Annotated in this window: 14 protein-coding genes; 5 read left to right on the plus strand and 9 right to left on the minus strand. The window is 75.2% G+C overall.

The window, feature by feature from the left end; translation table 11 throughout:
- Window positions 1-7 precede the first annotated feature (7 nt).
- The 4 genes from egtD to egtA are packed head-to-tail and all read right to left on the minus strand — an operon-like array spanning window position 8 to window position 4,372.
- On the minus strand, window positions 8-1,000 hold the full coding sequence (gene egtD / locus PS271_RS26145) for an L-histidine N(alpha)-methyltransferase (RefSeq protein WP_398385135.1): 993 nt from the start codon (window positions 998-1,000) through the stop codon (window positions 8-10).
- Window positions 997-1,752, minus strand: a complete 756-nt coding sequence (egtC, locus tag PS271_RS26150) for an ergothioneine biosynthesis protein EgtC (RefSeq protein ID WP_398385136.1) — start codon at window positions 1,750-1,752, stop codon at window positions 997-999. Before egtC ends, egtD begins: the two co-directional genes overlap by 4 nt.
- Window positions 1,752-3,077: an ergothioneine biosynthesis protein EgtB gene (gene egtB / locus PS271_RS26155; RefSeq protein WP_398385137.1), complete on the minus strand. Its 1,326-nt coding sequence runs from the start codon at window positions 3,075-3,077 to the stop codon at window positions 1,752-1,754. Before egtB ends, egtC begins: the two co-directional genes overlap by 1 nt.
- Entirely contained in the window at window positions 3,074-4,372 is a 1,299-nt protein-coding gene (egtA, locus tag PS271_RS26160) for an ergothioneine biosynthesis glutamate--cysteine ligase EgtA (RefSeq protein WP_398385139.1), read from the minus strand. Before egtA ends, egtB begins: the two co-directional genes overlap by 4 nt.
- A gap of 96 nt (window positions 4,373-4,468) precedes the next feature.
- Between egtA and PS271_RS26165 the strand changes: the two genes are divergently transcribed.
- The gene (locus PS271_RS26165; protein ID WP_398385141.1) at window positions 4,469-5,767 is read left to right on the plus strand and encodes a cytochrome P450; all 1,299 of its coding nucleotides are present in this window, start codon (window positions 4,469-4,471) and stop codon (window positions 5,765-5,767) included.
- Here the strand turns inward: PS271_RS26165 and PS271_RS26170 are convergent.
- The 4 genes from PS271_RS26170 to PS271_RS26185 form a co-directional block, all read right to left on the minus strand.
- Window positions 5,745-6,500, minus strand: coding sequence for a bestrophin-like domain (locus PS271_RS26170; protein WP_398385142.1), 756 nt, complete (start codon window positions 6,498-6,500; stop codon window positions 5,745-5,747). The two genes, PS271_RS26165 and PS271_RS26170, sit on opposite strands and share 23 nt — an antisense overlap.
- Before the next feature lie 72 nt (window positions 6,501-6,572).
- Window positions 6,573-7,406 carry a hypothetical protein gene (locus tag PS271_RS26175; RefSeq protein ID WP_398385143.1) on the minus strand — a complete coding sequence of 278 codons (834 nt, stop codon included), beginning with the start codon at window positions 7,404-7,406 and terminating at the stop codon, window positions 6,573-6,575.
- 81 nt (window positions 7,407-7,487) lie between these two features.
- Complete coding sequence (locus tag PS271_RS26180) at window positions 7,488-8,366, minus strand: crotonase/enoyl-CoA hydratase family protein (RefSeq protein WP_398385145.1); 879 nt, start codon at window positions 8,364-8,366, stop codon at window positions 7,488-7,490.
- Window positions 8,363-10,009 (minus strand): acyl-CoA dehydrogenase family protein, encoded by a 1,647-nt coding sequence (locus tag PS271_RS26185; protein ID WP_398385147.1) that lies wholly within the window; start codon window positions 10,007-10,009, stop codon window positions 8,363-8,365. The genes PS271_RS26180 and PS271_RS26185 overlap by 4 nt, the downstream gene beginning before the upstream one ends.
- Window positions 10,010-10,169: 160 nt before the next feature.
- Here PS271_RS26185 and PS271_RS26190 point away from each other — a divergent pair, with 160 nt between their 5' ends.
- The 4 genes from PS271_RS26190 to PS271_RS26205 all read left to right on the plus strand — a co-directional run bounded on the left by PS271_RS26190 (window position 10,170) and on the right by PS271_RS26205 (window position 13,737).
- Window positions 10,170-10,919 carry a PaaX family transcriptional regulator C-terminal domain-containing protein gene (locus PS271_RS26190; RefSeq protein WP_398385149.1) on the plus strand — a complete coding sequence of 250 codons (750 nt, stop codon included), beginning with the start codon at window positions 10,170-10,172 and terminating at the stop codon, window positions 10,917-10,919.
- 87 nt (window positions 10,920-11,006) lie between these two features.
- On the plus strand, window positions 11,007-11,705 hold the full coding sequence (locus PS271_RS26195) for a response regulator (protein ID WP_398385151.1): 699 nt from the start codon (window positions 11,007-11,009) through the stop codon (window positions 11,703-11,705).
- 14 nt (window positions 11,706-11,719) lie between these two features.
- The gene (locus tag PS271_RS26200) at window positions 11,720-13,186 is read left to right on the plus strand and encodes an ATP-binding protein (RefSeq protein WP_398387066.1); all 1,467 of its coding nucleotides are present in this window, start codon (window positions 11,720-11,722) and stop codon (window positions 13,184-13,186) included.
- The gene (locus PS271_RS26205; protein WP_398385153.1) at window positions 13,183-13,737 is read left to right on the plus strand and encodes a hypothetical protein; all 555 of its coding nucleotides are present in this window, start codon (window positions 13,183-13,185) and stop codon (window positions 13,735-13,737) included. Before PS271_RS26200 ends, PS271_RS26205 begins: the two co-directional genes overlap by 4 nt.
- Window positions 13,738-13,843: 106 nt before the next feature.
- On the opposite strand, the gene PS271_RS26210 is transcribed toward PS271_RS26205, so the two are convergent.
- Window positions 13,844-16,159, minus strand: coding sequence for a heavy metal translocating P-type ATPase (locus PS271_RS26210; protein ID WP_398385154.1), 2,316 nt, complete (start codon window positions 16,157-16,159; stop codon window positions 13,844-13,846).
- Between the last annotated feature and the right edge of the window lie 129 nt (window positions 16,160-16,288).

Genomic DNA, 16,288 nt, shown 5'->3' on the forward strand with positions numbered 1-16,288 from the left:
GGCGAGGCTAACCGGCGCGCGCCGGCACCGGTACGGGCACCGACAGCGACAGCGCGAACCGCCCCTCCTCGTCCGTCCACCAGTGGGTGGTCTCCAGCCCGGCCGCCGCCAGCTCGGCCCGCATGCCCGGTTCGCGGAACTTGGCGGAGATCTCGGTGCGCAGTTCCTCGCCCGCGGCGAAGTGGACGGCCAGGTCGAGCGCGGGGATCTTCGCGACGAGGGCGCCGCGGGCCCGCAGCCGCATCTCGATCCACTCCTCCCGCGCGTCCCAGAGGGCGACGTGGTCGAAGTCGTCCGGGTCGAAGTCGGCCTCCAGTTCGCGGTTGATGACGGTGAGGACGTTCTTGTTGAAGGCGGCGGTCACGCCCGCCGCGTCGTCGTAGGCCCGCACCAGCGTCCGCTCGTCCTTGACCAGGTCCGTGCCCAGGAGCAGGGCGTCGCCGGGGGCCAGTTCGGCCCGGACGGCGGCGAAGAAGGCGGATCGTTCCTTCGGGCGGAGGTTGCCGATGGTGCCGCCGAGGAAGGCGAGCAGGCGCGGCGCGGGCGCCGGCGGCAGGTGCAGGCCGTACTGGAAGTCGGCGACGAGGGCGTGCACCGTGAGCCCCGGGTGGTCGGCCAGCAGACCTTCGGCCGCACCGGTCAGGGCGCTCTCGCTGACGTCGACGGGCACGTAGTGGCCCAGGGAGTTCCGGGCGGTCAGGGCGCGAAGGAGGTGGCGGGTCTTGTCGGAGGAGCCGGAGCCGAGCTCCACGAGGGTGCGGGCGCCGGTGGCCGCGGCGATCTCGTCCGCGCGGGCGATGATGATCTCGCGTTCGGCGCGGGTGGGGTAGTACTCGGGCAGCCGGGTGATCTCGTCGAACAGCTCGCTGCCGCGCGCGTCGTAGAACCACTTCGGCGGGAGCTCTTTGGGGGTGCGGGTCAGGCCCGTGGCGACGTCGGCGCGCAGGGCCGCGGCGGTCGCGTCGGCGGGGAGGGTGCGGGTCAGGGCGAACGGGCTCACGGGCAGGGCTCCTTGAGCGGTGTCAGGGTGACGGCGGTGCGGGTCGCGGTGAGCAGGGTGCGGTCGGGGACCTCGGTCCAGCGGGGGTCGTCGTCGTAGGGCTCGGAGGCGACCGCGGTGCGGCCGGCCGGGTCCGCCAGGTACCAGAGCGTGTCGCCCCAGGCGGTGGCGGCGATGGAGGCGCCGTCGGTGAGGAGCAGGTTCAGCCGCGAGCCGGGCGCGGCCTCGGCCAGCTCGGCGACCGTGTCGGCCAGGGCGCCGCCGGGTGCGTCGCCGCCGCGCAGCCGGTGCTCCACCAGCGCCCATACGAAGGCGGCGTCGCAGCGGGCCGCGAGCCGCAGCAGCGCCTCGGCGGGCAGCAGGGCGGCGAGCGGCGCGGCGCTGCCCGGCCAGCCGGCCACCGCGCCGTTGTGGCTGAACAGCCAGGGCCCGGCGGCGAACGGCGCGGCGGCGGCCTCGCCGTCGGCTCCCGCGCCGGTGGCGTCCCGGACGGCCGCGAGGAGGGCGCGGGTGCGCACGACGCGGGCGAGGTCGGCGAAGGACAGGTCGGCCCAGACCGGCCCCGCGCGCCGGTAGCGCGCGGGCACCGGGTCGCCGTCCGCGTACCAGCCGACGCCGAAGCCGTCCGCGTTGACCGTGCCGTGGCGCTGCCGGCGCGGCGCCCAGGACTGGCGCACGAGGGAGTGCGGCGGGTCCGCGACGCTCGCGCCGATCGGCTCCGGCGGCCCGAGGACCGCGATGTGGCGGCACATCAGGCGGGCTCGGCGTCGCGCGCGGTCCGGAACCCGGCGAAGATCTGCCGGCGGACCGGGAGGTCCCAGTTGCGGAACGTGCCCCGGCAGGCGACCGGGTCGACGGCGAAGGACCCCCCGCGCAGCACCTTGTGCTCGCTGCCGAAGAAGACCTCCGAGTACTCCCGGTACGGGAAGGCCCGGAACCCCGGGTAGGGCAGGAAGTCGCTGGCCGTCCACTCCCACACGTCGCCGATCAGCTGCCGGACGCCCAGCGGCGAGGCGCCCGCGGGGTAGGCCCCCGCCGGCGCCGGCCGCAGGTGCCGCTGGCCGAGGTTGGCGTGCTCGGGGCCGGGGTCGGCGTCGCCCCACGGATAGCGCAGGGACCTGCCCGAGGCGGGGTCGTGGCGGGCGGCCTTCTCCCACTCGGCCTCGGTGGGCAGCCGCCGGCCCGCCCACGCGGCGTAGGCCGCGGCCTCGTACCAGCTGACGTGCAGGACCGGCTCGCCGGGCGGCACGGGCTCGACGGTGCCGAAGCGCCGCCGCAGCCAGCGCGAGCCCGACCGCCGCCAGAACAGCGGGGCCGCCAGCTTGTGCGCGCGGACCTGCCGCCACCCCTCCGGGTGCCACCAGCGGGCGTCGCCGTAGCCGCCGTCCTCGATGAAGCGCAGGTAGGCGCCGTTGCTCACCGGCAGCGTGTCGATGAAGAACGCCGGCACGAAGCGGTGGTGGGCGGGCCGCTCGTTGTCCAGCGCCCACGGCTCCGCCGACGTGCCCATCGTGAACGGGCCGCCCTCGACCAGCACCTCGGACGGCAGGCGCGCGGCGTCCGGCGGCGCCGCGGGGGGCTCGGGCGCGCCGAGCGCCGCCGCCCCCCGCCGCAGCTGATGGGTGATCAGCATGGTCTCGTCGTGCTGCTGCTCGTGCTGGGCGATCATGCCGAACGCGAAGCCGGACTCGACCAGCGGACGGCCCTCGAAGGGGACGGCGTCCAGGACGTCCAGCACCCGGCCGCGGACGTCCGCGACGTAGGAGCGGGCCTCGGCGGGCCGCAGCAGCGGCAGCGCCGGCCGCGCCGCTCTCGGGTGCTGGAACGCGTCGTACAGCGGGTCGAGCTCGGGGCGCAGCGCCTCGTGCCCGCCCACGGCGCGCAGCAGCCACTGCTCCTCCTGGTTGCCGATGTGCGCCAGGTCCCACACGAGCGGCGACATCAGCGGCGAGTGCTGCGCGGTCAGGTCGTGGTCGTCGACGCATCCGGTGAGGAGCCGGGTGCGCGCACGGGCGCGGACCAGGGCGTCGGTGGCGCGCCGGCGGAGGACGCCGGGATCCGTGCCGGGGGCGGTCATGCGGTGCTCTCCTTGCTCTCCCGGACCGGCTCACCGTCGAGGCCGTCCAGGAGGTCGTCGGCGGGACAGCGGCCACGGTCGACGTACCGCCCGGTGAAGGCGTCGACGGCCGCCAGCACGCGGGGCGTGGCGCCGAGCCGGGGCAGGGCCTCGCGGGCGGCGGCGAAGCAGACGGCGGCGGCGGAGCGCAGCTCGGGGTCGGCGAGCCCGAGCCGCGAGGCGTTGCGCCAGAGGGCGTTGCGGGGCGCGGGCTCCTGGCCCGCCGTGTCGGCCAGGGCCTTGACGGCCCGGTAGGACGTCTCGGCGGCCACGGGGTCGTCGAAGAGGGCGGCCGTGACGGCCAGCGGCACCACCCAGCCGTCCTCGCCCGGCTGGGCGTCGATCATGCGCAGCTCCAGGTGGCCGCGGGGCCGCACCGGCGGGAAGAGCGTGGTCAGGTGGTAGGCCACGTCGTCGGCGGTGGCCGGCCGGGGCCGCGCCGTACGGGCCCAGCCGCGCAGGTCCAGCCCCCAGGGCGGCTCCCAGGGGCCCTGCCCGGACCGTACGCACATGATCCGCGCGTCCAGGGCGTACGCGGCCCACGCCGCCCGCGGGTCGGCGTCCGCGGCCGGGGCCAGCGTGCGGCTCGGGTCCATCCGCTCGTAACAGGCCTGCCGGGTGGAGCGCCAGCCGGTGGGGCGGCCGCCGTCCAGCGGGGAGTTGGCGAACGCGGCCACGAGGACCGCGCCCAGCAGGTGGGCCAGCTGCCAGCGCCGCCCGAAGCCGAGCGGCCCGGGCTCCTCGTGCCCGGCGTCGACGCACACCTGCACCGAGGCGGTCTTCGTCATCATGGTGCGGCCGGCGCCGCCCCAGTGGTCGTAGAAGTCCTCCATCGCCCGGTAGCGGGGCGTGGTGAGGACGCGGCGCGCGGGATGCCAGGGGTCCTTGCCGTAGCCGGCGAGGCGGAGGCCGAGGGAGCGGAGCGCGGAGCGGGCCGCGGCCAGATCGGCGGAGACTTCCTCCACACAGGCGGTGAGGGACTCCGCGGGGCGGGAGCTGAACTCCAGCTGGCCGCCGGGCTCGATGGTGAACAGAGAGTGCAGCGGGAGGGTTTGCAGCCGGTCGGCGGCGGCTGCCAGGCGGCGGGGGGAGACGGGCCGGGAGGGATCCTGAACGTCGTGGACGAGCCATTCCAGTTCGACGCCGAGGAACCGCGGTGGGCCCGTCTTGAAACAGATCCCGCGGACCAGGGCCTCCGCTTCGGCGTCGTCGACGACGCGCTGCGGGCCCGCGGTGCCGCACCTGATGTCGGTCACTATCCGTACCTCCGTCCGTCGTGCCGGCCGATGGTCACCCCACACATTGTGGCGAGCCCTTGACCCGCCCGCCAGAGGAGGGTCTACGGTCCACGCGTGACCGTAGAACAGGTGACCGACGACGTCTTCCTGCCCGGTACTTATGCCCGCGGCGTGCCCTACGCGCGCTTCCGGGAGCTGAGGAAGCACCGCCCCGTGTGCCGCATCGGGGAACCGGCCGTCGGCCCCTGGCCGCCGGGCCCCGGCTTCTGGGCGGTCTTCCGGCACGCCGACGTCAAGCACGTGCTGCGCAGCCCGCGGACCTTCTCCTCGCACCTGGGCGCCACCCAGCTGCGCGACCCCGACACCGAGGCCGACCTGAAGTTCGTACGGGCCACCATGCTCAACCAGGACCCGCCCGGCCACAGCAGGCTGCGCCGGATCGTCGCCGCGTCGCTCACGCCGCGCGCCGTGCGCGAACTGGAGGCCGTGATCGACTCACGCGCCGGCGCGCTGGTCGACGGCGTCGCCGGCCGCGGCGAGGCCGACTTCGTGGCGCTCTCCGCGGACCTGCCCGTGCGGACCCTGGCCCACGTCCTGGGCGTGCCGCGGGAGGACGGCGCGCTGATCCACGACTGGGCGAACCGGATCATCGGCTACCAGGACACGGACTACGCGCTCTCGGAGACCGCCCCGGACGGGCTCACCCCGATGGGCCGCGCGGCCCTCGCCCGGCGCCCCGCCCCGCGCACCCGGCCCGACGGGTACCCGGTCAACCCGCGCTCGCGCGAGGCGCTGGCCGACATGTTCCACTACGCCCACGCGCTCGCCGAGCGGCCCGCGCCCGGCAGCGTGATGGCGGCCATGCGCGAAGGGGGCCTCACCCGGGACGAGTTCGAGATGATGTTCTTCCTCTTCGCGGTCGCGGGGAGCGAGACCGTACGCCACGCCCTCCCCGGTGGCCTGCTGACGCTCCTCGACCACCCCGGCCAGTACGCCCTCCTGCGCACCCGGCCGGACCTGATCCCCTCCGCCGTGGAGGAGATGCTGCGCTACTGGCCGCCGGTCGTGCACTTCCGGCGCACCGCCGCCCACGACACCGAGCTGGGCGGGCAGTGCATCCGGCGCGGCGAGAAGGTCGTCGTCTTCCACCCGTCCGCCAACCGTGACGAGCGCGTCTTCGCGGACCCGGACCGCTTCGACATCACCCGCAGTCCCAACGACCACGTCAGCTTCGGCTTCGGCCCGCACTTCTGCCTGGGCGCCCACCTCGCCCGCGCCCAGCTGCGCGCCGTGCTGCGGGCGGTCCTCGACCGCCTGCCCGGCCTGGAGCGGGCGGGCGAGGCGGTGCGGCTCACGTCGAACTTCCAGAACGGCCTCAAGCACCTGCCCGTCAGATGGCGAACAGATCGGTGAACGGCGCGGTGGAGTCGGCGACGGTGTGCCCGAAGGGCGAGTTGAAGTCCCAGATCAGGAAGAGAAGGAAGGCGATCAGGGCGCTGTAGAGCCCGGCCAGCAGCAGCTCGCGCGGCGAGCGCCGGATCTGCAGCGTGAAGATCAGCCCCACGGCGATCAGCGCACCTGCCACCAGGCCGAACCACACCACGCCCGGCATGGTGTCGCCCGCGCTCTGCGCCCGGGCGTTGCGCGCGGCGTCCGCGGCGCCGACCTGGTCCAGCAGCGGCTGGTAGGACTGGCCCTCGTGGTCGTTGCGCGGCTCGTACGAGGTGAGGTCCTCGCGCACCTTGTCCAGGAGCATCGCCCCGCGGTCGGTCAGCTCGCCGCGCTTGAGCATCACCGGCCACTCCTTGTGCACCACGTAGCTCACGTAGGTGTTGACGTCCTCGCGCGTGCGGTCGCGGGCCGCCGGCGCGTACGCCTGGACCCGCTCGGTGACCTCGTGCAGCGCCTGAGCCTCGGTGAGGACCTGGTCCTGGGCGCCGTTGCGGGCCTCCCAGACGCCGGCGATGGCCAGGCCCAGCACGATGGCGTAGACAACGCCGATCATCATCGTCATGTACTCGATGACGTCGGGTGTCTCGCTCGGGTCTTCGTCCTCGCCGCGCCTGCGCTCCCGGAGCACGGTGATGGTCAGCACGACCGCGCATGCCGCGGCCATGGCGAGGACCAGGACCAGCCACTCGGACAAGGGAAACCTCCGGAAGATGGGAGTTCGGGTACGGGCGCTACGGGGGGTACCTACGGGCCGTGGCTACGGGTGTCAGGCGCGGCGGCCGCCGCTGCCGCCGCCCCGGGGCCGCAGGATGGCCGCGGCGAGCACGGCCGGTGTGGTCAGCAGCAGGGTGAGGGTGACCAGGGAGGCCCCGCCGTCGGGCGGGCGCGGGGCGGACGCGTGGTAGGCGCGCGGAATGACGTGCGGGGGAGTGGGCGGTGCGGGCTCGGGTGCCGGGGGAGGCTCGCTGTGCGGCGCTGCTGCTACGGGCCGAGCGGCGGGGGCCGGCGGGGCCGGCGCGGGCGCGAGGTGCACCCGGGGCGCCGGGGGTGGCGGCAGTGCGGGGCGGGGCTGCGGTGGTGGTACGGGGCGGGGCGCGGGTGGCTGCGGGGGAGCCGGCGGGGCCGGGGGCGGGGTCCGGTGGCAGCCGATGACGAGGATTGCGGAGTCCGCCCCGTCACCGGCGGCGAGGGCGAGACAGCCGGGCCTGTTCACGATCACCGCGGTGGCTTCGTCCCCGGGCCCGCCGGGGTCGCCGGCCACCACGCGGAGCCGGCCGGGGCCGTGCTCGACGAGGGCGGAGCCGGACCCGGGGCGGTGTCGGCGGGGCACGGGCGGCGGACCGCCGGGCGGGCGCTCTCCGGCGTGGTGCTGCGGCCCGTCGTCTTGGCGCTGCCTGCCGCTCGGGCGCTGCTCGTCCGCCCGGCGCTCCTGCTCACCGGCACCGTGCAGCTCAGCCGTCCGGACGCCCCGGTCCGGACCCGCTCCGGGACCGGGGTCCTCTCCCGGGACGGGCCCCGCGCCCGCCGCCGGCCCCGTCGTCGCCAGTACGGCCGCGAAGGCCACGATCCCCGCACGCCCAGCGCGCACCCATCCGCTCACGGGGCGATCCTGCCGGTTGTCCAGCCCTCAACTGCCCCCTGGCGGGGGCAATCCCACCGAAGGGATGAAGAACTGTGTGGTTTATGTGCGGGATTCACCCGGCAACGAGGACGAAGGAGGCGTCCGCGTGAAGTCCCCGTGCCGGCCCGCCCCGGCGGCGAAGCGCGCCACGCCCTCCGCCGACTTGGCCAATGACGCCTTTCCGTAGGCGAATTCGGCGGCCATCGCCGCCTCTTCGGTGAGACCCTCCTGGCCGAGGACGGACGCCCGGTCGCCGCGCAGGCAGTCCTGGGGGAAGCCGGCGATCTCCGCCGCCAGCCGCTCCGCGGCGGCGCGGGCCGTGCCCGTGGGGACGACGCGGTCGGCGAGCCCCATCGCGTACGCCTCGGGCGCCGGGACCGGGCGGCCCGTCAGGATCATGTCCAGGGCGCGGCCCGTCCCGACGAGGCGGGGCAGGCGGACCGTGCCGCCGTCGATCAGCGGCACGCCCCAGCGGCGGCAGAACACGCCGAAGACGGCGTCCTCCTCGGCCATCCGCAGGTCGCACCAGAGGGCGAGCTCCAGGCCGCCCGCGACGGCGTAGCCGCTGACCGCCGCGATGACGGGCTTCGACAGCCGCATTCGCGTGGGCCCCATCGGGCCGTCGCCGCCGGGGTCCACGCGGTTGCCGCGCTCGCCGCCCATCGCCTTCAGGTCGGCCCCGGCGCAGAACGTGCCGCCCTCGCCCCACAGCACCGCGACGAGGGCGTCGTCGTCGGCCTCGAAGGAGCGGAAGGCGTCGGCGAGCAGCCGCGCGGTGGGCCCGTCCACGGCGTTGCGGGCGTCCGGCCGGGACAGGACGACGGTGGTGACGGGACCGCGGCGTTCGGTGCGGACCGCGGGGGCGGGCCCGCCGGCGGAGCGACGGCCCTGCCGCGCAGGGCCGTCCGGGCCCGAGGCTCCGCCCCCGTCCGCCGTCACTGCCCGGCCTTCGGCGCGGCGCGGTCGAGGATCTGCCCCAGGTCCGCCCCCGGCGGCAGCGTGCCGAAGGCGTTGCCCCACTCCCCGTCGAGGCGGGAGGCGCAGAAGGCGTCGGCGACGGCCGGGGGGCTGTACCGGACGAGCAGGCTGCCCTGGAGGACGAGGGTGAGCTGTTCTGCCAGGCGCCTGGCCAGGAGCTGGGCGCGGCCCGGGTCGCCGAGCGACCCGAGCAGGTCGCGCAGGCGCGCGGCCGCCGCGTCGAGCCGGGCGTCCGCCCCCGCCGCCGCGCCGACCTCGGCGAAGTAGGCGTCCAGGGCGGCCGGTTCCCTGCCGAGCGCGCGCAGCACGTCGAGGGCGGCGACGTTGCCCGAGCCCTCCCAGATGGACAGCAGGGGGGCCTCGCGGTAGAGCCGCGGCATGCCGGACTCCTCGACGTAGCCGTTGCCGCCCAGGCACTCCAGCGCCTCGGCGGCGTGGGTGCTGCCGCGCTTGCAGACCCAGTACTTGCCGGCGGCGAGCGCGAGCCGGCGCAGCGCGGCCTCGGCGGCGTCGCCCGCGGAGGAGCGGTCGAGCGCCGCCGCGAGCCGCATCGCGAGCACCGTCGCGGCCTCCGACTCCACCGCCAGGTCGGCCAGGACGTTGCGCATCAGCGGCTGGTCGATCAGCTCCGCCCCGAACGCCTTGCGGTGCGCCGCGTGGTGCAGGGCCTGCCGCAGGCCCGCGCGCATGCCGGCCGCGGAGCCGATGACGCAGTCGAGCCGGGTCATGTTCACCATCTCGACGATCGTGCGCACCCCGCGGCCCGGCTCGCCGACCGGCCAGGCCACGGCCCGCTCGTACTCGATCTCGGCCGAGGCGTTGGAGCGGTTGCCGAGCTTGTCCTTGAGCCGCTGCAAGCGCATGGTGTTGCGGGTGCCGTCGGGCAGGACGCGCGGCATGAGGAAGCAGGTCAGCCCCTCCTCGGCCTGCGCGAGCACGAGGAAGACGTCGCTCATCGGCGCGGACGTGAACCACTTGTGGCCGGTGACGACGTACGAGCCGTCGCCCGCGGGCACGGCCGCGGTGGTGTTGGCGCGGACGTCCGAGCCGCCCTGCTTCTCCGTCATCGACATGCCCGCGATCAGGCCCTGCTTGCCGAGCGGCGGCCGCAGCCCGTAGTCGTACGTGCGGGAGGCCAGCAGCGGCTCGTACGCGGCGGCCAGCGCGGGCTCGGCGCGGAGCGCGGGGACGGCGGCGTAGGTCATCGAGACGGGGCAGCCGTGGCCGGGCTCGGCCTGGGCCCACGCGTAGAACTTCGCGGCCCGCACCAGGTGCGCGCCGGAGCGGGACTCGGCCCAGGGGGCGGCGTGCTGGCCGCTCTCCACGGCGGCGGCCATCAACTGGTGCCAAGCGGGGTGGAACTCGACCTCGTCGACGCGGTGGCCGTACCGGTCGTGCGTGCGCAGCACCGGTGGGTGCGCCTCGGCCATGCGCGCCCAGTCCTGCACCTCCTCCGAGCCGGCCCGCGCGCCCAGCTCGCGGACCTCGGCCTCGCCCCACGCCCCGCCGTCGCGGCGCAGCGCCTCCAGCAGGGCGGGGTCGTCGGCGGTGGTGAAGCCGGTCAGGGGCGGGGCCTGGTTGAAGACTTCGTGCGTGGCGCTCACGGCGACCTCCTGCGGGGGCGGCATTGCGGCATTACACTTTTATGATGCGTGATCCGAGACCGTAATGGATAGACCGTGAGCGAAGGGCCCCGAGAAAGGACCTCGAGAAAGGACCTTGGGGGAAGGGCCGGAGCGGGCGGTGGGTAGGTTGGGGCCGGCCATGGACGAATCCCTTTCGCTGCGCCCCCTGACCGCGCGCTCGGTCGTGCTCTCCACGCTCCTGGGGCACCACCCGCCCGCCCTGCCCGCCCGCGCCCTCGTCCGCGTGGGGGAGCTGTTCGGGACCGCGGAGGGGACGGTGCGGACGGCGCTGACCCGGATGGTCGCGGCGGGGGACCTGGAGCAGCGCGACGGCACCTACCGGCTCTCCGGCCGGCTCGTCGCCCGCCAGGCCCGCCAGGACGACAGCCGGGCGCCGCGCACCCGGCGCTGGGACGGTGACTGGGAGATCGCCGTCGTCACCGCCGACCGCCGCTCCGCGCCCGACCGCGCCGCCTTCCGGCAGGCCATGGCCGCGCTCCGCCTCGGCGAGCTCCGCGAGGGCTGCTGGATGCGCCCCGCCAACCTCCTGCGGGAGCCGCGGGACCGGCCGCCGGTCGTCACGGCCCAGTGCGCGCTGTTCACCGGCGCCCCGGAGGGCGACCCGGCGGACCTCGCGGCGGCCCTGTGGGACCTGGACGGCTGGGCGGCCCGCGCCCGGGCCCTGGAGTCCGCCCTGCGCGAGGACCGCACGGCGGACCTGGCCGGGCGCTTCACGGTCTCGGCCGCCGTCCTCCGCCACCTCCTGGCGGACCCGGTCCTGCCCGGGGCCCTGCTGCCGGCGGACTGGCCGGGGGAAGGGCTGCGGCGCCGCTACGAGGCGTTCGACCGGGACTTCCGGGCCCTGCTGCGACGGCACATCGGCATATGACGCAGGAATATGAGCAGTCTGTGACAGTTCTGCCGTTCGGAGGGCCGTGCGGCGCACGCGCGTACTGAAGGGAACGATACTGTCCGCATGTCACGGGTGCTGCTGATCGAGGACGACCGCGCGGTACGGGAAGGCGTCTCCCTCACCCTGCGCCGCCGCGGCCACGAGGTGGAGGGCGCGGCCACCGGCGAGGCCGGGCTCGCCGCCATGGAGACCTTCCGGCCCGACCTCGTCCTGCTCGACCTCATGCTGCCCGACAAGAGCGGCTTCGAAGTGTGCCGCCGCATCCGGGCCACCCAGCAGATCCCGATCATCATGCTCACCGCGCGCGGCGACGACATAGACGTCGTCCTCGGCCTGGAGGCCGGCGCCGACGACTACATCGTCAAGCCCGCCCGCGGCGAGGTCCTGGAGGCCCGCATCCGCGCCGTGCTGCGCCGAGCCGCCCCCGGCGACGGCGGACCGGACCCGGCCTCCCTCCAGCCCGTGGAGACCCACGGCGACCTGACCATCGACCGCAAGGGCCTCCTCGTCGCCAAGCACGGCCAGGACCTGCCGCTCGCCCCCTCCGAGATGAAGCTGCTGCTGTACCTGTCCGCCACTCCCGGCCGCGTCTTCAGCCGCCAGCAGCTCCTGGAGCACGTGTGGGAGCACAGCTACCACGGGGACGCCCGCCTCGTGGACGCGTGCGTGATGCGGCTGCGCACCAAGATCGAGGAATCGACCCGGTCGCCGAAGTACATCCAGACCGTCCGCGGCTTCGGCTACCGCTTCGGACCCCTGTGAGACGGCCCGCCTGCCTGCGGCGCCCCGCCTTCCGCCGCCCGTCCCTGCGCGACGTCGCCGCCGGCCTCCGCGCCCGCCTCGTGCTCGCGTTCCTCCTGGTCGCCGCGCTCAGCGCGCTCACCACGGCGGCCCTGACCTTCCGCGAGGCCCGGACGGCCATCCTCAAGCGCACCCAGGACACCGCCATCGAGGCGCTGCGCTCCCAGGTGAACTCACAGGTCCCCGACTACACCTTCCCGCTGTCCCAGCAGGCCCTCCAGGACCTCCAGCACCGGCTGAACACGGCGGGCGGCGCCCAGCGCTGGTCCGTCCACCTGCGCTACCACGGCAGCGGGCTCGTGCCCGGCGGCGGCCCCGGCAGGATCCCGCAGGGCGTCCAGGCGAAGGTCCGCGCGGGCATCCCCGCCTTCCAGCGCCTCGACAGCGGCGGCGAGCCGTGGCTCGCCATCGGCCTGCCCGTCACCTACCGCGGCACCAGCGAGGCCTCCGGCCTGGAGGTCTACGCGCAGATGCCGCTCCGCGAGGACGAGGCGAACGTCCAGGCCCTGGTCAAGGCCGCCCAGAGAGGCGCCCTGCCCGCCGTCGCCCTGGCCGCCGTGCCCGCCCTCATCGCCGCGAGCGGCGTGCTGCGGCCCGTGCGCGAGCTGCGCCGCGCCTCCCGCAAGATCGCCGCCGGCGAGCTCGACACCCGGCTCAAGGTCACCGGCCGCGACGAACTCGCCGACCTCTCCCGCACCTTCAACGACATGGCCGAGGCCCTGGAGGAGAACGTCGCAGAACTGCGCCGCATGGAGGCGAACTCGCGGCGCTTCGCCGCCGACGTCTCGCACGAGCTGCGCACCCCGCTGGCCGCCATGACCGCCGTCGTCGACGTCCTCGACGAGGACGCCGCCGGCCTCGACCCCGACACGGCCTACGCCGTCCGCCTCATCAGCGAGGAGACCGGGAAGCTCGCGCGGATGGTCGAGGACCTGATGGAGATCTCCCGCTTCGACGCGGGCGCCGCCGCCCTCCACCTGGACGAGGTCGACGTCTCCGAGACGATCCGCAAGACCGTCCAGGCCCGCGGCTGGCAGGAGAAGGTCGCCGCCGACCTGCCCGAGGGCGTCCGCGCCCGGCTGGACCCGCGCCGCATCGACGTCGTCGTCGCCAACCTCGTGGGCAACGCCCTCAAGCACGGCGGCGCGCCGGTGGACGTCGCGGTGCGGGTGGCCCACGGCGAGGAGGGCCGCCGCCTGCTGATCGAGATCGCCGACCGCGGCCAGGGCATCGACCCCGACGTGCTGCCGCACGTCTTCGAGCGGTTCTTCAAGGCCGACTCCGCCCGCGCCCGCTCCGAGGGCAGCGGCCTCGGCCTCGCGATCACCCTGGAGAACGTACGCCTGCACGACGGGACCGTACGGGCCGCCAACCGGCCGGGAGGAGGCGCGGTGTTCACGGTGGAGCTGCCGCTGCGGCAGGGCGGGGGCGAGACGGCATGACGGCACGGCGACTGCGGCACGCCGCCCTGGCGTCCGCGCTGCTGACCGCGCTCGCGGGCTGCGGCGTGACGACCACCGGCGTCATCGACGTGGGGCAGCCCGCGACGGGCGCCAAGCGGCAGGGAGAGGTCAACGCCGCGGAGGCGAAGCTCTACTTCATGTCGCCCACCGGCGTGACGCAGGTGACCCGCCAGGCCAAGGTCAAGCTCGGCGCCGAGGACGCCATCGTGCTCCTGCTGGAGGGGCCGGACGAGGAGCAGCGGATCCGGGGCCTGTACACCGACGTGCCCAAGATGAACGGCGAGGTGCACGTCACCACCGGCACCTTGCGGGTGGGCATCCAGATGCCGTACAACGTCCTGCGGCTCTCGTCGGTCGCCCGCAGCCAGTTCGTGTGCACCGCGGCCGCGAACGAGGTGCCGCGCGGGCGGCAGATCCGTGACGTCAAGGTCGAGCTCAGCGGCGGCGGCGTCGTGATCTCCGACCTGGTCTGCGACAGCAACAACGCCTTCCCCGCGGCCAAGCTGCCGACCCCGGCCACGTCGCGCTGAGCACGGCCGGCTCCGTGAGCGGCCCGGTGGGACGACGACGCGGCCGGCCGGACCCCGGGGCGGGTCCGGCCGGCCGCGTACGAGCGGGCAGGCGGTGCGGGAGGCCTCAGTCGACGGGCCGGAACCCGCGCAGCCGCAGGCTGTTGCCCACGACGAAGACCGACGAGAAGGCCATCGCCGCCCCGGCGATCATCGGGTTCAGCAGCCCCAGGGCCGCCAGCGGCAGGGCGGCCACGTTGTAGGCGAAGGCCCAGAAGAGGTTCGCCTTGATGGTGCCGAGCGTGCGGCGGGCGAGGCGGATCGCGTCGGCGGCGGTGCGCAGGTCGCCGCGGACGAGCGTGAGGTCGCCCGCCTCGATGGCGGCGTCGGTGCCGGTGCCCATCGCCAGGCCCAGGTCGGCCTGGGCGAGGGCGGCCGCGTCGTTGACGCCGTCGCCGACCATGGCCACCGAACGGCCCTCGGCCTGGAGCCGCTTGACGACGTCCACCTTGTCCTGCGGCATGACCTCGGCGATCACCTCGTCGATGCCCACCTCGGCGGCGACGGCTTCGGCGACGGCCTTGTTGTCGCCCGTGAGCAGGATCGGCGTGAGGCCGAGCGCGCGCAGCCGCCGGACGGCCTCGGCGCTGGTGTCCTTGACCGCGTCGGCCACCTCCAGCACCGCGCGGGCCTCGCCGTCCCACGCGACCAGGACGGCGGTGCGACCCGCGGCCTCCGCGGCGTCCTGCGCCTCGCGCAGCTCGCCCGGCAGCGTCATCGCCCTCCCCCAAGGACCTCCGACAAGCTCCGGTCCAGGGGGTGCCCCCATGGCCAGCAGCTTCTCCCGGCCGACGAGCACGGCGTGCCCCTCGACCACGCCCTGCACGCCGAGCCCCGGCAGGTTGGCGAAGTCCTCCGGCACGGGCAGCCGCCCGGTCCGCTCGGCAGCACCGGCGGCGATCGCCTGGGCGATGGGGTGCTCGGAGGCGTGTTCCAGCGCGCCGGCCAGCCGCAGGGCCTCGGCCTCGCTCACACCGCCGGCGGTGCGGACGGCGAGCAGGGTCATCCGGCCGGTCGTGACGGTGCCGGTCTTGTCGAGGACGATCGTGTCGGCCTTGCGGGTGGTCTCCAGGATCTCGGGGCCCTTGATGAGGATGCCGAGCTGGGCGCCGCGCCCGGTGCCGACCATCAGGGCGGTGGGCGTGGCGAGCCCCAGCGCGCACGGGCACGCGATGATCAGCACCGCCACGGCGGCGGTGAACGCCGCGGTCGCCCCGGCGCCGGTCGCGAGCCAGACCCCGAGCGTGCCGAGCGCCAGGGCGATCACGACCGGGACGAAGACGGCGGAGATGCGGTCGGCGAGGCGCTGGGCCGCCGCCTTGCCGTTCTGGGCGTCCTCGACGAGCTTCGCCATCCGGGCCAGCTGCGTGTCGGCACCGACCCGGCCGGCCTCCACGACGAGGCGGCCGCCCGCGTTGAGGGTCGCGCCGGTGACCGGGTCGCCCGCGCCGACCTCGACCGGGACGGACTCGCCGGTGAGCATCGAGGCATCTACGGCGGAGCTCCCCTCGACGACCGTGCCGTCCGTGGCGATCTTCTCGCCGGGCCGGACGACGAAGCGGTCCCCGACGGCCAGGCCGGACACGGGAATGCGCTCCTCGCTCCCGCCTCGCAGCACCGTGACCTCCTTGGCGCCCAGCTCCATCAGCGCCCGCAGCGCGGCCCCCGCCTTGCGCTTGGAGCGCGCCTCGAAGTACCGGCCGGCCAGGATGAACGCGGTGACGCCCGCGGCCGCCTCCAGGTAGATGTTCTCCGCGCCGTCGCTGCGCCCGACGGTCAGCTCGAAGGCGTGCGTCATGCCGGGCATGCCCGCGTCGCCGAGGAACAGCGCCCACACCGACCACAGGAAGGCCGCCGAGACGCCGACCGAGATCAGGGTGTCCATGGTGGCCGCGCCGTGCCGGGCGTTGGTGACGGCGGCGCGGTGGAAGGGCCAGGCCGCGTACGTCACGACCGGCGCCGTCAGGGTCAGCGACAGCCACTGCCAGTACGTGAACTGCAACGCCGGCACCATCGCCAGCAGGATGACCGGGACGGCCAGCGTCACGGCGGTGACCAGCCGCTGCCGCAGCGTCCGCAGCTCGCCGCCCTCCGGGGCCGCGGGCCGCTCGGCCCCGGCCTCCTCCGCGGCCGGGGCGGGCGGCGCGGGAGGTTCGGCGGTGTAGCCGGTGGCGACTACCGTGGCGATCAGGTCGTCCACGGCGACGTCCCCGCCGTAGACGACCTTGGCCTTCTCGGTGGCGTAGTTGACGGTGGCCTCGACGCCGTCCATGCGGTTGAGCTTCTTCTCGATGCGGGCGGCGCAGGAGGCGCAGGTCATGCCGCCGATCGCGAGTTCCACCTCGGCCGTGCCGGTCCTGGTGGTACTGCTCGTGGTGCTCATCTGCACTCCTCGCCGCCGTTCCCCTCATACCCCTAGGGGGTATCTCTTGACTCCATGTATACCCCTGGGGTGTATTTCGCGCAAGGCGCGGGAACGAATCCGGCCCGTACCCCTGGGGGGTACGGGCCG

It is taken from the genome of Streptomyces sp. SCA2-17, assembly GCF_044336695.1.

Excerpts from the sequence above, each read along its gene's own strand:
- egtC (WP_398385136.1), bottom strand. The coding sequence starts at position 1,752 with ATGTGCCGCCACATCGCGGTCCTCGGGCCGCCGGAGCCGATCGGCGCG.
- egtB (WP_398385137.1), bottom strand. The coding sequence starts at position 3,077 with ATGACCGCCCCCGGCACGGATCCCGGCGTCCTCCGCCGGCGCGCCACC.
- PS271_RS26190 (WP_398385149.1), top strand. The coding sequence starts at position 10,170 with ATGGACGAATCCCTTTCGCTGCGCCCCCTGACCGCGCGCTCGGTCGTG.
- PS271_RS26195 (WP_398385151.1), top strand. The coding sequence starts at position 11,007 with ATGTCACGGGTGCTGCTGATCGAGGACGACCGCGCGGTACGGGAAGGC.
- PS271_RS26205 (WP_398385153.1), top strand. The coding sequence starts at position 13,183 with ATGACGGCACGGCGACTGCGGCACGCCGCCCTGGCGTCCGCGCTGCTG.
- PS271_RS26210 (WP_398385154.1), bottom strand. The coding sequence starts at position 16,159 with ATGAGCACCACGAGCAGTACCACCAGGACCGGCACGGCCGAGGTGGAA.